The organism is Mesorhizobium koreense (assembly GCF_031656215.1).
In the GTDB taxonomy this organism is placed as follows: Bacteria; Pseudomonadota; Alphaproteobacteria; order Rhizobiales; family Rhizobiaceae; genus Mesorhizobium_L; species Mesorhizobium_L koreense.
In genome coordinates this window covers 3,025,862-3,042,735 of record NZ_CP134228.1, presented here as the reverse complement: position 1 = coordinate 3,042,735, position 16,874 = coordinate 3,025,862, and the positions used below count along the sequence as shown (strand labels likewise).

Below are 16,874 nucleotides of genomic sequence, written 5' to 3'. Positions count from 1 at the left end.
CTTGCAAGGATGTCCGGGCGGCGTATCTAATCCGGCATGACGCAGAACATGAACGGCAACACGAAGGGTGAAGGCGAATTCACCCTTCGTGTCGCGACCGACCTTTCCTCCTTCACAGACGATGAATGGAACCGGCTCCGCGGGGCATCGCGAGACGACCCGGAGGGCGGCTACAACCCTTTCATATCGCTGGCTTTCCTGAGAACGCTTGAAGAGACAGGATGCGCGACACGCCGCACCGGTTGGATGGCGCAGCATCTCCGCCTCGAATCGCCTGACGGCCAGCTGATCGGTGCAGTACCGTGTTATGTGAAGTCGCACAGCCAGGGCGAATACGTTTTCGACTATGGCTGGGCCGACGCTTTTGAGCGGGCCGGCGGCAACTATTATCCGAAGCTACAGATATCCGTGCCGTTTACGCCGGTAACCGGACCGCGCCTGCTGGTCGACCGCGCGGTCGATCCCGCAAGCGGCCGGGCGGCGCTCGTTGCGGGAGTGAAGGCGCTGACAGAGCGGCTCGGCGTTTCCTCCGCTCATGTCACCTTCGCCGAGAAAGCCGACGTTTCAGCACTCGATGATGCCGGCTTCCTCTTGCGCACCGACCAGCAGTTCCACTTCTTCAACGAGGGCTATTCGGCCTATGATGATTTCCTCGCTTCGCTCGCCTCGCGCAAAAGGAAGGCGCTGAAGAAGGAAAGGCGCGAGGCCGTCGCGGACGGCATCACGATAGACCGCCTGACGGGGAAGGCCCTCACCGAGCGCGCCTGGGACGATTTCTTTTCCTTCTATATGGATACCGGCAGCCGCAAATGGGGCCGGCCCTATCTCAATCGCAAATTCTTCTCGCTGATCGGCGAGCGCATGGCCGACGATATCCTGCTCGTCATGGCCAGGCGGGACGGCCGCTATATCGCCGGTGCCATAAATTTCATCGGCTCGGACAGGCTTTTCGGCCGCAACTGGGGCTGCATCGAGGACCATCCCTTCCTGCATTTCGAGGTCTGTTATCACCAGGCCATCGAATTCGCGATCGAGCGCGGATTGAAGGTCGTCGAGGCGGGCGCACAGGGCCAGCACAAGCTGGCGCGTGGCTATATGCCGGTCACCACCACCTCCGCGCATTACATTCCGCATGCAGGCTTCAGGAACGCGGTCGCCGATTATCTGGACCGGGAGCGTCGGGAAGTGGCGCGCACGGGCGAAATGCTCGGCCGGCACGGCCCGTTCCGCAAGGGGGATGCCGCGGTCAATGAACCAGAGTCTTCGAAAACAGATTGATGACCACCACGCCGGCCAGGATCAGCGCCATGCCGGCGAGCGCGGGGACATCGAGAACCTGCCTGAACCACAGCCAGCCGATCGAAGTGACCAGAAGGATGCCGGCACCGCTCCAAAGCGCGTAGACCACGCCGACCGGCATGGTACGCAACGCCAATGCAAGGAAATAGAAGGCGAAGCCGTAGCCGACCACCACGACCAACGACGGAGCTAACCGGGTAAAGCCCTGCGTTTCCTTCAGTGCGGTGGTCGCCACGACCTCGAATACAACGGCAATCGTCAGATAGAGATAATTCCACAGCATCGAGCAGCCCTTGATTCGCCGCCTGCGGCGGGGCGATGATGCGCCGGATCGCCATGAGAGGACAGTGATGGGCTACGACAACGACAACATCTTCGCCAAGATCCTGCGGGGCGAAATCCCTTCGCACAAGATTTGCGAGGACGATGAGACCTTTGCCTTCATGGACATCATGCCGCGCGGCCCCGGTCATTCGCTGGTCATTCCGAAGAAGCCTGCCCGAAATATCCTTGATGTCGATCCGGCGAGCCTGGCCGCCGTCATGCGCACTGTGCAAAAAGTCGGCCGTGCGACCATGAATGCCTTCGACGCACCGGGATTGACCATCCAGCAATTCAACGAAACCGAAGGCGGGCAGGTCGTGTTCCACCTGCACGTCCACGTCATTCCGCGCTTCGCCGGCGTCGCCCTGAAACCGCCCGCCGGCCCGATGGAGGACCCGAAGGTCCTCGCCGAAAATGCGGCAAGAATAAGCGCCGCGCTCGAGGTTGCCTGACCGCCGCCTGGCCCTCACCGACCGGCTGGCCTTTCCTTCAGATGCCGAAAGCGCACCGCTTTCGGCCTTTTTCTGCCTTATTTCGTACGCCTGCCAAGCCCTTCAAACATTACATGAATTTAATGTAATCGGCAGATTCCTGCCGCATTTGCGGCGAAGCTAACCCGCATTCACGACCTTTTTCACGCGGAAACAAATCGCTTTCGCGCGCGGGTTTTTTTGTAGCAAGAAGGGAATTGCTCATATGCGAACCGCCATTTCTCCGCTCGGACTTGTGGTTCTCACCAGTGGACTGGCTCTTGCGGCCTCCGGCGCTCTGGCCGAACCGGCCTCCTCGCCGTCCAATCCGCCGACCGGCGTGTGGCTGACCACCGATTACCCCGCCGTTACCGAACAGGCCGGCAAGTCCTTTACCATGGACCTCTCGCTTGAGAATCACGGCATGCCGCCCGAACGGGTCCAGCTTTCGCTCGAAGGCGTGCCCCAGGGCTGGCACTACGAGTTCGAAGGCGGCGGAAAACCGGTGAAGGCCGCCATGGTCGGTCCGGGCGACACCCGCTCGCTGACGCTCAAGATGACGCCGCCGGAGAATGCGGAAACCAAGACCTATACGCTGAACCTCATGGGCACGGCCGAAGACAACAAGCTCTCGGTGCCGATCAGCGTAACGCTCGCGCCGCCCGCTCCCGCTTCGCTTAAACTCGAATCGAAACTGCCGGCGCTGCGCGGTTCGGCAAGCTCAAATTTCGACTACGACCTCACCATCAAGAACGACAGCCCATCGGACGTTACGGTGAACATGGCGGCGCAGACGCCTCCGGGCTTCGACGCCACCTTCAAGGAGCAGTACGGCTCACAAGAACTCACTTCCATCCCGATCAAGGCGAACGAATCGAAGACCGTAAAGCTTTCCGTCAAGCCGCCCCGAGACGTTCCGGCCGGCAAGTACAAGGTGGAAGTCGGCACCAGCACCGGCAAGGTGCAGGCTCAGACCGCGTTGCTGCTCGATATCACCGGCCAACCCAAGCTGGCGCTCGACGGGCCGAGCGGCATGCTTTCCGGATCGGCCGTGGCCGGCAAGGAGCATTCCTTCACCTTCACCGTCAGTAATACCGGCGGCGCGCCGGCGACCGATGTCAAGCTTAGCGCTAATGCGCCTTCGGGCTGGAAGATCGATTTCTCCCCGGCCAAGATCGACCAGATTGCGCCCGGCGGGAAGGCCGAAGCCCAGATGCGGATCACACCCGCTTCCAACGCCATCGCCGGCGACTACTCCGTCAATGTCGATTCGGACGGCAAGGGCGCCTCGGACAATCTGAAGTTCCGCGTCACAGTCGAGACCTCGACGGAATGGGGCATTGCGGGCCTCGGCATCATCGGAATTGCCGTTCTGGTCATGGCAGGCGCCGTCACAAGGTATGGCCGCAGATGAGCGCGCCAGTTGTCGAGGCGAAAGGCCTCACCAAGCGGTACGGGTCGACCATCGCGGTGAACGGACTCGATCTCCGAATAGAGGCGGGCGAGGTGTTCGGCCTGCTTGGCCCGAACGGATCCGGCAAGACGACGACCATCCTCATGCTGCTTGGCCTCACCGAACCGTCTTCAGGCACGGTCCGCGTCTTCGGTCACGACCCGCTTCGCGATCCGCTCTCGGTTAAGCGGGAGGTCGGCTACATGCCCGATGCGGTGGGCTTTTACGACCAGCTCACCGCGCGCGAGAACCTGCGCTACATCGCCAAGCTTTCCGGCATCCCGGAGGACGAGCGCGAGGCGCGCATCGAGCAGGCGTTGATCCGCGTGCGGCTCGCCAAGGTTGCCGACCGGCGGGTGAAGACCTTCTCGCGCGGCATGCGCCAGCGGCTCGGGCTGGCGGAACTCGTCGCCAAGGGCAGCCGGCTCGCCATCCTGGATGAGCCGACTTCGGGCCTCGACCCGCAATCGACGCAGGAACTTCTCCAGCTCATCTCGTCCTTCGCCAAGGACGGCATGACGGTGATCCTTTCCTCGCATCTGCTTTCCATGGTGCAGTCGGTCTGCGACCGCGTGGCGCTCTTCCGCGAAGGCAAGGCAGGGCTGGTCGGTACCGTACCCGACATCGCCGGCAAGGTGCTGGGCGGTATCTGCATCATCGACCTTGAGGCGGAAGGTGCCGATCCCGAAAAAGTGGTCGGCGGGATCGAGGGCGTGCGTCGCGTGACACGCAAGAAAAGCGGTTCCGTCCAGATCGACGCCGACGGCGATCTTCGTCCTGAAATATCGAGAGCCATTGTAGCCGCCGGCGGCTCGCTGAAGAGCCTGTCGATGAGCCAGTCCAGCCTCGACGACGTCTACGTGCGTTATTTCGAGGGCGAAGAGAACAAGGAGATGGCCGATGCGGCGTAAAGGCTTCGCCCTAGCGGGCATGTCCACCATCGCGTGGAAGGAAGCGGCCGATCATTTCTCCTCGGCGCGATTCCACTTCGTTATGCTTCTGGTGCTTTTGACGGCTTTCGGCAGTGTCTACGGCGCCATCGGCGAGATCAAGAATACAATCGGCCAGGATCCGTTCCTGTTCCTGCGCCTGCTGACGACCGCCAAGCAGCCGGTGCCGTCCTTCGTGGCGTTTCTCGGCTTTTTGCTTCCGCTCGTCTCGATCGCGCTCGCCTTCGATTCGATAAACGGTGAGTACAGCCGCCGCACCATGAGCCGTATCCTGGCGCAGCCGATTTATCGCGACGCGCTTCTGTTCGGGAAATTCCTCGGCGGCATGATCGTGCTGGCGCTTTGCCTGCTTACGCTCTGGCTCCTGATGACCGGGCTCGGAATCCTGACGCTTGGCCTGCCGCCGAGCGGGCCGGAGATCGCGCGCGGGCTCGCCTTCCTTGTCGCATGCCTCGCCTATGCGGGCGTGTGGCTGGCGCTGGCGCTGCTCTTCTCGACGATCTTCCGGCAGGCGGCAACTTCGGCACTTGCGGCTTTGGCGCTGTGGCTGATCTTCGCCATCTTCTGGGGCATGATCGTGCACGCGCTGACAATCGCGTTGGCCCCGATCGACCCGACCAATCCGATGACGCTGGTCAACGCGGTGGAGATGCAAAGCGCACTCGCCCGCATTTCACCGAACACGCTCTTCTCCGAGACCGCCCAGGCGCTCCTCAGCCCGCAAACCCGCTCTCTCGGTCTGGTGTTCATGGACCAGATGGAGGGCGCGATACCGGGTGCGCCCCTGCCCTTCTCCCAGAGCGCATTGCTCATCTGGCCGCAACTTTCCGGCATGGTCGCGGCCATGCTTCTGATCTTCACTGGCGCTTACGTTACCTTCCAGCGCCAGGAAGTACGGGCATAGCGGCGGAGCGGTAAGGGCGCGACGGGCGGGCGTTCGCCCTTGCCGCTCAACTGCCGCTAGCCTGCCCCTCCTCTTCCTGGCGGAGAGGAGGGGTTTGCTTTTGAATGGCCCAATATCTGGCCGACAGGTGGTGCGTCCTTCGAGGCTCGCTTCGCTCGCACCTCAGGATGAGGGCGCTTGGTGCTGCTTTCCTAAACTTGATGGATAAGCAAAGCGTCTCAGAAAATGGTTGGCTCAGCGACCTGGCGCCAACCTCCCTCATCCTGAGGTGCGAGCCCAAAGGGTGAGCCTCGAAGGACGCATCGAAACACCGGTCAAAAGCAAGAACCTTTCATGATGCAGCAAGCAGGCTGGCGTTGCCGCCTGCGGCGGTCGTATCGACGCAGATGGCGCGCTCGTGGACATAGGCCATCGGATTGAGCTTCTCGCTGACGATGCCGACGATCGGGCCCGGGCGGGAAGCCAGCGCCTGGCGAAGCCGGCGCAAAGCTTCGGCATCACCGGCGAAAGCGACAAGATCGACGGGCAGGTCGCCGAGATTCTCCGGATCGACCGTGCCATCAATCGCTGAAAGCGGCAGGCTCTTTCCGGTCAGCGGGGCAAGCGTCTTCACGGCGTCGGGTGCGACGGCAAGGACTGCGTTACCGGCGGCAAGCGCCTGTACCACCTGCGCAAGCAGCGTATCGGCATCGGGGCCGAGGCATAGCACGTGGCCGCGCGGCGCAGTCACCAGTGTGTTGGCCTCTCCGGTCGGTCCGGGCAGGTCGACGGGACCGTATTCCACCACGGCAGAGGCGGCCATCGCCGCAGTTGCCTTTCCCCGGATCAGTCTACGCAGCGTAGAGATGCGATCGTCGCGCCGCACCCATTCGCCTTTCGGGTCGGAAGGAAGCCGTCCCACAAGCTCGCTCGCCGCCACGACAGGTGCGGCCGTAGGGGTGGCACCGGCCGAGGCATTCGTGGATTTCCGGAACCGGCGCAGATAGTTCGGGCCACCGGCCTTCGGCCCGGTGCCGGAAAGCCCCTCCCCGCCGAAGGGTTGCGAGCCGACCACCGCGCCGATCTGGTTGCGGTTCACATAGAGGTTGCCGGCATGGACCGCATCGACAACGTGCTGGACGCGGGCGTCGATACGCGTGTGCAGGCCGAATGTAAGGCCGTAGCCTTTCGCGTTGATGTCAGCGATGGCACGGTCGATCTTCTCCGGCTCGTAGGTGGCGAGGTGGAGAACGGGACCGAACACCTCACGCTCCATCTCACCGATCCCCGCGACGCGAAAGATGCTCGGCTTGACGAAGCGACCGCCGGAAGGCGCATCGAGCTTCCCGACCAGCCGGCCGTCTTTCTCCATTTTCTCATTGTAGGCCGCAATCGACCGCATCGCATCGTCGTCGATCACTGGTCCGACATCGGTCGCGATATCGGATGGATCGCCGACCGTCAGCGCGGCGAGCGCGCCGGTCAGCATCTTCGTCACCTTGGGCGCCACGTCGTCCTGCAGATAGAGCACGCGCAGCGCCGAGCAGCGCTGGCCGGCGCTCTGGAAGGCCGAGGCGATGACGTCGCGCACGACCTGCTCCGGTAGCGCCGTCGAATCGACGATCATCGCGTTGAGCCCGCCGGTCTCAGCGATCAGCATGGCGTCCGGCGCGGCAGTCTCCGCAAGCTGGCGCTCGATGCCCTTGGCCACTTCAGTCGAACCGGTGAAGCAGACGCCGGCGATGCGCGGATCGGCGACAAGCGGTGCGCCGACCGACGGACCGTCGCCCGGCAGGAGCTGGACGATGTCTTCCGGCACGCCCGCTCGCCGCATCAGTTCGACCGCGCGCGAGGCGATCAGCGGCGTCTGCTCGGCCGGCTTGGCAATAACGGCGTTGCCGGTGACGAGCGCGGCCGCGATCTGCCCGGTGAAGATCGCCAGCGGAAAATTCCATGGCGAGATGCAGGCAATCACCCCGTGAGCCGCGGTGTCGTCTTCTGCCAGTTCGGCCTGCCCGGCATAATAGCGCAGGAAATCCACCGCCTCACGCACTTCAGCCACCCCATCCGCAAGCGTCTTGCCGGCTTCGCGCGCGGCGAGCGCCAAAAACTCGACCGAGTTTTCTTCATAGAGGTCGGCGATCCCGAGCAGGATCGCGGCACGGTCCTCGACCGGACGCGCGGCCCATTGCGGCTGCGCGGCGAGCGCAAGACCGACGGCGTCGCGCACCTGCTGCTCGTCGGCATTCACCACTTCGCCGACCATCTCGGACGGCTTGGCGGGATTGAGAACCGGTGTGGCTTCCCCCTTGCCGTTCGCCCGCGTCATCGGCCTTGCCTGCCAGCGGTGCGGCGCGGCAAACTTCTTCCGCGCCTTGTCGATCGCGGCGATCGTCACCGGGTCGGTGATGTCCCAGCCTCGCGAGTTGCCGCGCACCGGCTCGAAGATCGCACGGGGCGCGGGGATGGCTGGATTTTCCGCCGATCCCTGGCTCTCTACGATAGCCAGCGGATCACGCGCGATCTGCAGTGGGCTCACATCCTGATCAACGATCTGGTGGACGAAGGAGGAATTGGCGCCGTTCTCAAGAAGCCGCCGTACCAGATAGGCAAGCAGATCCTCATGCGCACCGACCGGCGCATAGATGCGGCAGCGCGTGCCTTCCGCCTTGCGCACCGTCTCATGCAGCGCCTCGCCCATGCCGTGCAGGCGCTGGAACTCGAAGCGGTCACGATCCTTGCCTGCAAGTTCGAGCACCGCGGCAACCGTATGCGCGTTGTGCGTGGCGAATTGCGGGTAGATGCGGCCTGTCATTGAAAGCAGCTTCTTCGCGCAGGCGAGATAGGAAACGTCTGTGTTCGCCTTGCGCGTGAAGACCGGATAGCCGGCAAGCCCCATCGTCTGGGCGCGCTTGATTTCGGTGTCCCAGTAGGCACCCTTCACCAGCCGCACCATGATGCGGCGGTCGAGCTTTTCGGCGAGCGCGTGGAGCCAGTCGAGCACGAAGGGTGCGCGCCGCCCATAAGCCTGTACGACGACGCCGAATCCATCCCAGCCGGCAAGCGACGGGCTTGCCAGCACCTCCTCGATGACGTCGAGCGAGAGATCGAGCCGGTCAGCCTCCTCTGCGTCGATGTTGAGGCCCATGCGGGCGTCCTTCGCCGCCTCGGCCAGTTCGAGCAGCCGCGCGGTCATGACCGGCAGCATCTTGTCTTTCTGCGTCGCCTCGTAGCGCGGATGGATCGCAGACAGCTTCACCGAAATGCCCGGATTACGGCGAATGTCGTCGCTGGTCGCGGACGGCTTCAGCGAGGCGATCGCGTCGGCATAGGCCTTGTGGTAGCGCAGCGCATCCGCCTCCGTGCGGGCTGCTTCGCCCAGCATGTCGTAGGAATAGCTGTAGCCCTTGGCGAGAAGCGGCCGGCCGCGCCTCAGCGCCTCGGCGATGGTGCGACCGAGCACGAATTGCTCGCCCATCTCGCGCATGGCGGCGGCAACCGCCTTGCGGATTACCGGCTCGCCAAGGCGACGGACCATGTTGCGCAACGTGCGCTCGATCGTCCCGTCGCCCTCCTCCAGCACGCGTCCGGTCAGCATCAGCGCCCAGGTCGAGGCGTTGACGAAGATCGAGGTTGATTCGCCCGAATGCGACGACCAGTCATGCGGCGCGATCTTGTCGCGGATCAGATCGTCCATCGTTTCGGCGTCGGGCACACGGAGCAGCGCCTCCGCCAGGCACATCAGCGCCACGCCCTCCGTGGTCGAAAGGCCGTACTCGGAAAGGAATACTTCCATGAGTTGAGGATCGGCCGATTTGCGCACCTGTTCGACCAGCCGGACGGCCTTCGCCGATATTGCCCCGCGCTCTTCTTCCGAAAGACCGGCCGATGCAGCGAGGCGTTTTAACGTCTCCGCCTCGTCGGCAAGATAATGGGCACGCATTTCCTCACGGATTTCGTCAAGACCGGCGGCTTTTTGTACCGGTCGTTCGGCAAAAGAAGGCATGGCACTGCGCTCCGGAAGCGATGGATGGCAACCATATCATGCGAAACGCTCGGCATACGGGCTGAAATGCAAGACAGGACGTTCCGATTTCGCTATTCAATGCCCGTTAGACAGCACGTATCGAATGGATTTCTTGCCATTACAGACCATCTGGATCGTATCAACCGGAAAATCCTTTCCTCCCTCCAGAATGACGGCCGCCTTTCCATGGCCGAGCTGGCGAATGCCGTCGGCCTGTCGAAGACACCGGTTGCGGCCCGCGTCCGCCGGCTGGAGAGGGAAGGCTATATCCGCGGCTACACCGCGCTTGTCGATCACGACCGGCTCGGCGAAGGGCATATCGCCTTCGTGCAGGTCAAGCTTTCCGATACCCGCTCCGCCGCGCTCGAAGCCTTCAACAAGGCTGTCCTGAAAGTGCCGGAAATCGAGCAATGCCACATGATCGCATCGAGTTTCGACTACCTGCTCAAGGTCAGGACGAAGGACATCGCTGCCTATCGCCGCGTCCTCGGCGAACGCATTTCCGCGCTGCCCCACGTCGCGCAGACATCGACTTTCGTGGCGATGGAGACGGTGAAAGACAGATAAAACGTTGTCTGCTTCAGGTATTCACGCCGAGTTCGGCCAGCCGCTCGACACAAGCTTCTTCCGCATGGTCCAACTCGGCCAGCGTTTCCTCCAGATCCCGGCGCTTCTGACGCAGATCCTCGCGCTTTTCCTCGACACGCTTGATCATCAGCTTGAGCTGTCCGACCTCGCCCGGCGGTTCCCTGTACATCTGCACGATCTCACGGATTTCCGCGATCGAAAAGCCGAGCCGCTTGCCTCGCAGGATCTGACGGACGAGATGGCGATCGGACGGCCGGAACAGTCGCGTGCGGCCGCGCCGGACCGGATGGATCAATCCCTCGTCTTCATAGAAACGGAGCGTACGCGTGGAGATGCCGAATTCGCGGGTCAATTCCGTGATCGAATAATATTCCCGCATTGGCCTGGGTGCCTACCTTGAATCCCTTGTGGAATCTGGCGCCGCATTTACGTAAAAGTCAATTGGCGGTCAGGAAGAATTGCCGTCAGCCGGTATTGCTTCGCCAGAGCGCAACGGCGAGGCCGGCAAGTACCAGGAATAATCCGACTGCATCCGCAGCCGTATAGGGTGCGTCGAGGAATAGTGCGCTGAGCCCGACGGCGAGCATCGGGCTCAAGCCCAGGAAAGCGGCGACATTCGATGCCGGCAACGCCGACAGAGCATGCAGCCATAATATGTAGCCGACGCCGCTGGAGGCGCCGATAAAGGCGATGGCGGCCCAGCCCGCCGTGCTGAACCCGGACCAGCCGGAGAACAGGCCCTCGAAGAACGAGGGGATGAGAAGAAAGACGACCGCGGCGGTCATGGCCGTAAAACTTACCGCCACCGTCGGATTACGCTGAAGATACGGGCGATAGCCCACCGAGCAGACCGCGCCGATGATCGCGCTCAGCAAGGCGGCACCAGCGCCGACCCATTGGCTTGCATTCCCGTTGTGGAAATCCAAGAGGGTCCCAACCGAAAGCGCCACACCCACAACCGTCATGACAATGCCGGCCGAGCCGCGCCATGTAAACCGCTCGCGGCCGATGGCGACGGCAAAGATCATGGTGAGAATCGGGAAAGTGGCGAAAATGAGCGTTGTCCGCCCGGGGTCAAGTTTCTGGATAGAGATATTCAGAAAAAGGATGAGCAGGCCGAACTGGCCGATGCCGAGCAACCCGACCGGGACAATGTCGGCGCGTCGCATCGCCGGTAGCCGTCGCGCGGCAATCGGTAGAATGATGAAGAGCGCGATCAGGTAGCGGAACAGCGCCAGCGAACCTGGCCCCGCCTCGGTGATGACGAAATGGGTGACGAAAGTTGCAGCACCGACCTGCAGCCCGGCAAGCGCGGCTGCCGTGAGCGCCAGGGTACGTCCCCCGCTCAATGCCCGCCGTACCACCAGGTCGCCAGGCCGAGGAAGGAGAAGAAGCCGGTCACATCGGTCACCGTCGTGACGAAGATGCCCGACGAGATGGCGGGGTCGGCGCCGATGCGGTGCAGGACGAGCGGGATCAGGATGCCGCCGAGAGCTGCGGCCAGCATGTTGATGATCATCGCCGCTCCGATCAGCCCGCCGATGTCGTAGCTGCCGAACCAGACCCAGGCCGTGCAGCCGACCAAAAGCGCGAAGACCAGCCCGTTGATGGAGCCGACAACCAGTTCGCGGCGGATGATGCGCCCGGCATTGTAGATGTCGATATCCCTTGTTGCCAGCGCGCGCACCGTAACCGTCATGGTCTGCGTCGCGGCGTTGCCGCCCATGCCTGCCACGATCGGCATCAGCACCGCAAGCGCAACGACTTTCTGGATCGTCTCGTCGAAGAGACCGATCACCGAAGCGGCAAGATAGGCGGTCAGGAGATTGACGGCCAGCCACGGCACACGAGAGCGGGAAGTCCTCAGAATGGTGTCGGAGAGTTCCTCGTCGCCGACGCCGCCCATGCGCATCAGATCTTCCTCGGCTTCCTCCTGGATGACGTCGACCACGTCGTCGATGGTGAGGACGCCGACCAGCCTGTCGTTCTCGTCCACCACAGCGGCCGAGAGAAGGTCGTACTGCTCGAATTCGCGCGCAGCCTCCTCCTGGTCCATGATGGCCGGAATGGCGTGCCTCGTCTCGTGCATCACCTCCTCGACCTTGGTGGTGCGTTTGGAGCGCAGGATACGGTCGAGGTCGACGGCGCCGAGCAGCCGGAAACTCGGATCGATGACGAAAATCTGCGAAAAGCTGTCCGGGAGGTTATTGTCCTCGCGCATGTAGTCGATCGTCTGACCAACCGTCCAGAAAGGCGGCACGGCAACGAATTCGGTCTGCATGCGCCGCCCGGCCGTCTCTTCCGGATAGTCCAGCGCCCGCCTCAGCCTTATGCGCTCGGTGAACGGCAGTTGCGCCAGGATCTCGTCGCGATCCTCCTGGTCGAGGTCTTCCAGGATGTAGACCGCGTCGTCGGAGTCCATCTCCTGGACGGCCTGCGCTATCTGCGCGTTCGGCATGTTGTCGACGATGTCGGAACGGATCGCGCCGTCGACCTCTGTCAGCGCGGCGAAGTCGAAATCCTCGCCCATCAGCCCGACGAGTTGGCGGCGCTGCTCGGGCGGCAGCGCCTCGATCAGGTCGCCGACTTCGGATTCGTGGAGAGAGCCGACCTCGTCCCTCAGGGCGCCCCGGTCACCCCCGGCAATGGCTTCCTCCACCCGCGAGACGAAGTCGCCACGGATGACGCCTTCCTCGTCGTAGATTTCGGCGGCGAGATCGGAGTGAGGGTCAGCCCCGGACGGTGGACGCGCGTGTTCGTCGACTTCGCTCAACGGCGCCTCCATTGTCCGATGTTGAAGATTCAGTTCATGGCGGCACGTCTAGCGCGGCGGGGCGGCGCAGCACAACAGCAATTCAGCAGCGGATTCGCCGCATGCCGGCGCTCAAACGACAAAATTATTCTTTCTCAAGCCCGAAGGCTTCGCGCAGTTCGTTCTTGGCGTCCTCCAGGACCTTCTTTTGTTTTTCCGGAAGGTTCTTGCCGGCGCGGTTGATGTAGAAGTTCAGCATCGACATCGCCGACTGATAGGGAGTTCCCTTACGGCGATGGCTCTTTTCCGCCGAACGCTTCAGCGATCGCGCGATCTTCGCCGGATCGTCGGATTCGAAGATATGTTCTTCCAGATCGAGCGCATCGGAATGCTCGGTCACTTCTGCCGACCATTTCTTCTGACTGACAGCCATAGCGATCTCTCCTTCGTCTCGCCTTTTAAGCCGCCGGACACGGTATTGGTTCCGAAGGGACCGTTTCGCGTAAGCGGACAACTTGCTGGAAGAAGGCCGTGTCGTAATACGATCGTCGCCGAATTCACGACGGCTCGGTGTTTTCGGTCGCCGTCTGTGGAAGGGCAAATATGCTTGAAACCAGGCGCAGCTACTGGAGTTGAACCACGGCGGGAATATAGCCGTACTTCTTGTCAATGACGGCTTGCGGAAGTGACGAGGTATTGAGGTCGGTTTTGACACCCCAGTTCAGCAGGCAGCCATTTTTATCGATGTACACCCAGTGGCGAAGGCCGTTCTCGGGATCGGTTCTCGGCTCCCGGCCGCAGCCGACAATACAATCCCGATACTTGATCAACTCGCTCTTGGTGAACGGTGCGTTGTTGACGGCCGGCAAAGTGGATTTCAGTCCCACGAACTCGACATAGTCCTGGACCGCCGAGGCCGGCATGGCGACACCGATCCCCCCTTGGAAGTTGGTCCAGTCGCCAGGGTTGTGAGCTTTCCGAACTTCCGACGCGATGCGGTTACAGATGTCGTTGATACTTTTGTAGCCGCTGTAGGGGGCACCGAACGATTGTGTGTAGGTTAGGATCGAGTTCGCGATACCCGGACGGCCGATCGCCGTCATCTTGAGGTAGGTGATGATCTCGGCGCCCAATCGTTGCTGAATCTCGTCAATATTCAGAGTGCGCCCGAACGATTGGAGTTTGCCCTCCTGGTGCAAGGCGTTGAGCACACTCACGAAGCCGCACACTCCCCACTGATTGGTTGCGTTTCCCTGTTTGATAATGTCGTTCACAGCAGCCCCCCTGCACCAAAGCATGGAATGCTATACTTGGACCAAGAATCCGGCAAGGCACGTGCCGATCTCCGAACTGGAACGATATCTCTTCGATAATTTCGACGGAGAGGCTAAACCGAGGCTCTTTCCGGGACGCGGCCACGCGGCTAAATAAGGCCAAACGCGCCCTTGTATGCGCATGGGCTATTTGCTAAATGCGCCGGGCCGGTTCGGACCGGTCCATCCCCTGACGTGCGGTCGTGGCGGAATTGGTAGACGCGCAGCGTTGAGGTCGCTGTGGGGCAACCCGTGGAAGTTCGAGTCTTCTCGACCGCACCATCGCTCAAAAAGCGCCGAGTAAGGCGCTGATTTTACCTGAAATTTCGACTCATAAGTCCCCCCTGCGGGACACCGGTCCCCCGTGGGCGATAGTTCGCCACGGCGCGTTCGCCTTTCGGCATTGGAAGTCCCTTCCCCATAAGCTACGCAGTAGGCAGCCGGATTCGGGGGACCCTCATGGCCAAGACCATCAGCACTTTTATTCTCGTCACCGTCCTGACCGCTCTTCTGATGGCGCTATCCATCGCCGTCATGCGCCATGGCGATCCGTTCGGCGCCCTCGGTATGAAGCGGCTGGACGGCCTCGCCAGCGCCGCAACCTTCATCCCGCTCGCCGCGCTCTATTTTTTTGGCGTCGCGTTGTTGATGATCCTACCGCTACGGGCTGCTTCGTTCGTGCTCGTAAACGGCGTCGAGACGGTCTATGTCGCGGTGGTCGTTCTATTCGCTACCATTATCGGCTGCCTTGTTGCACGAGTGGCATTCGGCCAGATCAATGCGTATCGCGCGCTTCTCGACTGGCAGTTCGTGTTCGTCCTTGCCGTCGCTGTCTTCCATGCCATCCTCAATGAGTTGCGTCGTAACGTCCTGATGAGGACCCTTGCGCTTGTCGCAAGCGTCGCCGCGACGCTTGTCTGCCTGTTCTGGACATTCCGGTTCTAGGTCGGCGCAACCGGTTGATATGCAGCGTCAAGGGCGAGCCGGATTTTCGGACCATCTTCCTTTTTCAGCTTCGATTTCCTACCTTGTCGCTCTGGGCCGGCAAGATACGCTTTTCATCTTGCGCAACCTGACAATTTGAACGGGTTGGATTTGCCTCTGCGACCAGACAAGCCTGTGAAGCACGACGGAAACGGGATTCCTTCGCCTAGAAGCACCCTGAGGCAGTTGGCGCGGGGCGCTTGGCTGGCTGTCCTTTGCTTCGCCGTACTGGCCCTGTCGTCGCCCCGTATTCCGCAGCCGGTTCCTTCCGGTTCTCCGGCGATCAGTTCCTCGCCCGCCGACTTCGTGGCGATTACGCGCGCGGCGGCTCTATACGACCTGTCGCGGACCCAAAGCGCCATCCACGTATGGCGCTCGGAGAAGCAGAAGCATCGTCCTCTCTGGCACGCAGATGGCACTGTCCTCGCTGCGATCGCAGACGAAATCGTCGGGCAGCGATCCCGCCCCGAAAGCCGGCGGCTTCCAGCGATCGCGGCGGCTCCTCAATACCGGGCCTTCGACGCCCAGGCCCCTCCTTCCACCTGCTGACCGCCGTTCGACGGCAACTTCATCACACACGTCAATCGGCACCCGGAGCTCCGAACGGGCCCGCTATACATGCGGCCGTCCTTTCGAAAGCGCCGGCGTGTAAACAGTCAGGTACTATTCCATGAATGACAAGAAGGAAGACCAGGAAGATCATGTCGTGTTCTCTTCCTCATGGGTGGGAAACATCGCCATAATCGCGGCGGTCGTGCTTATCCTTGGAGCGGCATTCGCCTACAAGGAGTTCTTTTAGCCGCCGCTGAATGGGCGCCGGGGGCAACCCCGGCGTCTCCTCATGCCGGATAAACAGAGCGGATCGGCTTTTCTGGACCTTACCGGCACGGCGTCCTATCTTCGCGGGGCCGATAGGACTCCCATGACAGAACGCAGCCAGCTTTCCGCCTCGCTACGCCCCTCCATCCCCTCACCGCCAGTCGAATGGCGGATCGAGCCGGGATTGACGCGGTACGAAAACGCGCTCGCCTTCATGGAGGAGCGCTCGGTGGCGATCCGAGAGGGTAAGGCGGGCGAACTAGTCTGGCTCGTCGAGCATCCACCGCTCTATACCGCCGGCACCAGCGCCAAGCCGCACGACCTGATCGAGCCTGACCGTTTCCCGGTCTTCGCGGCCGGTCGCGGCGGCGAATACACCTATCACGGCCCCGGCCAGCGGGTCGCCTATGTGATGCTCGACCTGAAGCGGCGCAAGGAGGACGTACGCGCCTTCGTGGCCGCGCTTGAGGACTGGATCATCGGCGCCCTCGGCCGCTTCAATGTGAAGGGGGAACGGCGCGACGACCGCATCGGCGTCTGGGTCGTGCGGCCGGATCGTCAGCCACTGCCGGACGGACGGCCCGCTGAAGACAAGATCGCTGCAATCGGCATCCGCCTGCGCCGCTGGGTGAGCTTCCACGGCATCGCCGTCAACGTGGAGCCTGACCTCTCGCATTTCGGCGGCATCGTCCCCTGCGGCATTTCGGGCTATGGCGTGACCAGTCTCGTCGATCTCGGCCTGCCGGTGACGATGGAGGATTTCGACATCGCGCTCAAAGCGTCCTTCGAGGACGTGTTCGGACAGGCGGAGGCGGCTGTCTCCGAAGAGCGGCGCAGGAGTGCCTGATGCCCAACCGATGTTTCCGTGCGTCCTTCGAGGCTCGCTTCGCGAGCACCTCAGGATGAGGGAGGCCGGCGCAAACTTCCCTCACCTTGAGGTGGGAGCCGGAATGGCGCGGGTACTCGGCGGCCATGGCACAAACCTCCCTCATCCTGAGGTGCGAGCGAAGCG

16 protein-coding genes and 1 tRNA gene are annotated in these 16,874 nt (G+C 62.3%); 10 read left to right on the top strand and 7 right to left on the bottom strand.

Going from position 1 to position 16,874, the window contains the following annotated elements:
- Positions 1-48 precede the first annotated feature (48 nt).
- The gene (locus tag RBH77_RS14460; protein ID WP_371832781.1) at positions 49-1,278 is read left to right on the top strand and encodes a GNAT family N-acetyltransferase; all 1,230 of its coding nucleotides are present in this window, start codon (positions 49-51) and stop codon (positions 1,276-1,278) included.
- Here RBH77_RS14460 and RBH77_RS14455 read toward each other — a convergent pair.
- Positions 1,247-1,582, bottom strand: coding sequence for a DMT family transporter (locus RBH77_RS14455; protein ID WP_311028296.1), 336 nt, complete (start codon positions 1,580-1,582; stop codon positions 1,247-1,249). The two genes, RBH77_RS14460 and RBH77_RS14455, sit on opposite strands and share 32 nt — an antisense overlap.
- A 67-nt stretch (positions 1,583-1,649) precedes the next feature.
- Here RBH77_RS14455 and RBH77_RS14450 point away from each other — a divergent pair, with 67 nt between their 5' ends.
- The 4 genes from RBH77_RS14450 (at position 1,650) to RBH77_RS14435 (ending at position 5,400) form a co-directional block, all read left to right on the top strand.
- Positions 1,650-2,075, top strand: a complete 426-nt coding sequence (locus RBH77_RS14450) for an HIT family protein (RefSeq protein ID WP_311028295.1) — start codon at positions 1,650-1,652, stop codon at positions 2,073-2,075.
- Between the two features lie 244 nt (positions 2,076-2,319).
- Entirely contained in the window at positions 2,320-3,507 is a 1,188-nt protein-coding gene (locus tag RBH77_RS14445; RefSeq protein WP_311028294.1) for an NEW3 domain-containing protein, read from the top strand.
- Positions 3,504-4,457: an ABC transporter ATP-binding protein gene (locus tag RBH77_RS14440; protein WP_311028293.1), complete on the top strand. Its 954-nt coding sequence runs from the start codon at positions 3,504-3,506 to the stop codon at positions 4,455-4,457. Before RBH77_RS14445 ends, RBH77_RS14440 begins: the two co-directional genes overlap by 4 nt.
- Positions 4,447-5,400: an ABC transporter permease gene (locus tag RBH77_RS14435; protein ID WP_311028292.1), complete on the top strand. Its 954-nt coding sequence runs from the start codon at positions 4,447-4,449 to the stop codon at positions 5,398-5,400. The genes RBH77_RS14440 and RBH77_RS14435 overlap by 11 nt, the downstream gene beginning before the upstream one ends.
- A gap of 331 nt (positions 5,401-5,731) precedes the next feature.
- Here the strand turns inward: RBH77_RS14435 and putA are convergent, their stop codons facing one another.
- A complete protein-coding gene (gene putA / locus RBH77_RS14430) occupies positions 5,732-9,385 on the bottom strand; it encodes a bifunctional proline dehydrogenase/L-glutamate gamma-semialdehyde dehydrogenase PutA (protein ID WP_311028291.1) in 3,654 nt (1,217 codons plus the stop codon).
- 99 nt (positions 9,386-9,484) lie between these two features.
- Between putA and RBH77_RS14425 the strand changes: the two genes are divergently transcribed.
- Positions 9,485-9,973: an Lrp/AsnC family transcriptional regulator gene (locus tag RBH77_RS14425; RefSeq protein WP_311028290.1), complete on the top strand. Its 489-nt coding sequence runs from the start codon at positions 9,485-9,487 to the stop codon at positions 9,971-9,973.
- A gap of 13 nt (positions 9,974-9,986) precedes the next feature.
- Here the strand turns inward: RBH77_RS14425 and RBH77_RS14420 are convergent, their stop codons facing one another.
- The 5 genes from RBH77_RS14420 to RBH77_RS14400 form a co-directional block, all read right to left on the bottom strand.
- Positions 9,987-10,373: a MerR family transcriptional regulator gene (locus RBH77_RS14420; RefSeq protein ID WP_311028289.1), complete on the bottom strand. Its 387-nt coding sequence runs from the start codon at positions 10,371-10,373 to the stop codon at positions 9,987-9,989.
- 85 nt (positions 10,374-10,458) lie between these two features.
- Positions 10,459-11,343 (bottom strand): DMT family transporter, encoded by an 885-nt coding sequence (locus RBH77_RS14415; RefSeq protein WP_311028288.1) that lies wholly within the window; start codon positions 11,341-11,343, stop codon positions 10,459-10,461.
- A complete protein-coding gene (gene mgtE / locus RBH77_RS14410) occupies positions 11,340-12,698 on the bottom strand; it encodes a magnesium transporter (RefSeq protein ID WP_311032552.1) in 1,359 nt (452 codons plus the stop codon). Before mgtE ends, RBH77_RS14415 begins: the two co-directional genes overlap by 4 nt.
- Positions 12,699-12,891: 193 nt before the next feature.
- Positions 12,892-13,179, bottom strand: coding sequence for a DUF3175 domain-containing protein (locus RBH77_RS14405; protein WP_311028287.1), 288 nt, complete (start codon positions 13,177-13,179; stop codon positions 12,892-12,894).
- Positions 13,180-13,369: 190 nt separating this feature from the next.
- Complete coding sequence (locus RBH77_RS14400; RefSeq protein ID WP_311028286.1) at positions 13,370-14,020, bottom strand: hypothetical protein; 651 nt, start codon at positions 14,018-14,020, stop codon at positions 13,370-13,372.
- Positions 14,021-14,256: 236 nt separating this feature from the next.
- Between RBH77_RS14400 and RBH77_RS14395 the strand changes: the two genes are divergently transcribed.
- From RBH77_RS14395 to lipB, 4 genes are all read left to right on the top strand, one after another.
- Positions 14,257-14,341 (top strand) — tRNA-Leu (locus RBH77_RS14395).
- A 177-nt stretch (positions 14,342-14,518) separates the two neighbouring features.
- Complete coding sequence (locus tag RBH77_RS14390) at positions 14,519-15,004, top strand: hypothetical protein (RefSeq protein WP_311028285.1); 486 nt, start codon at positions 14,519-14,521, stop codon at positions 15,002-15,004.
- 709 nt (positions 15,005-15,713) lie between these two features.
- Positions 15,714-15,842: a hypothetical protein gene (locus tag RBH77_RS14385; protein WP_311028284.1), complete on the top strand. Its 129-nt coding sequence runs from the start codon at positions 15,714-15,716 to the stop codon at positions 15,840-15,842.
- A 123-nt stretch (positions 15,843-15,965) separates the two neighbouring features.
- Positions 15,966-16,709 (top strand): lipoyl(octanoyl) transferase LipB, encoded by a 744-nt coding sequence (lipB, locus tag RBH77_RS14380; RefSeq protein ID WP_311028283.1) that lies wholly within the window; start codon positions 15,966-15,968, stop codon positions 16,707-16,709.
- Positions 16,710-16,874: the final 165 nt, after the last annotated feature.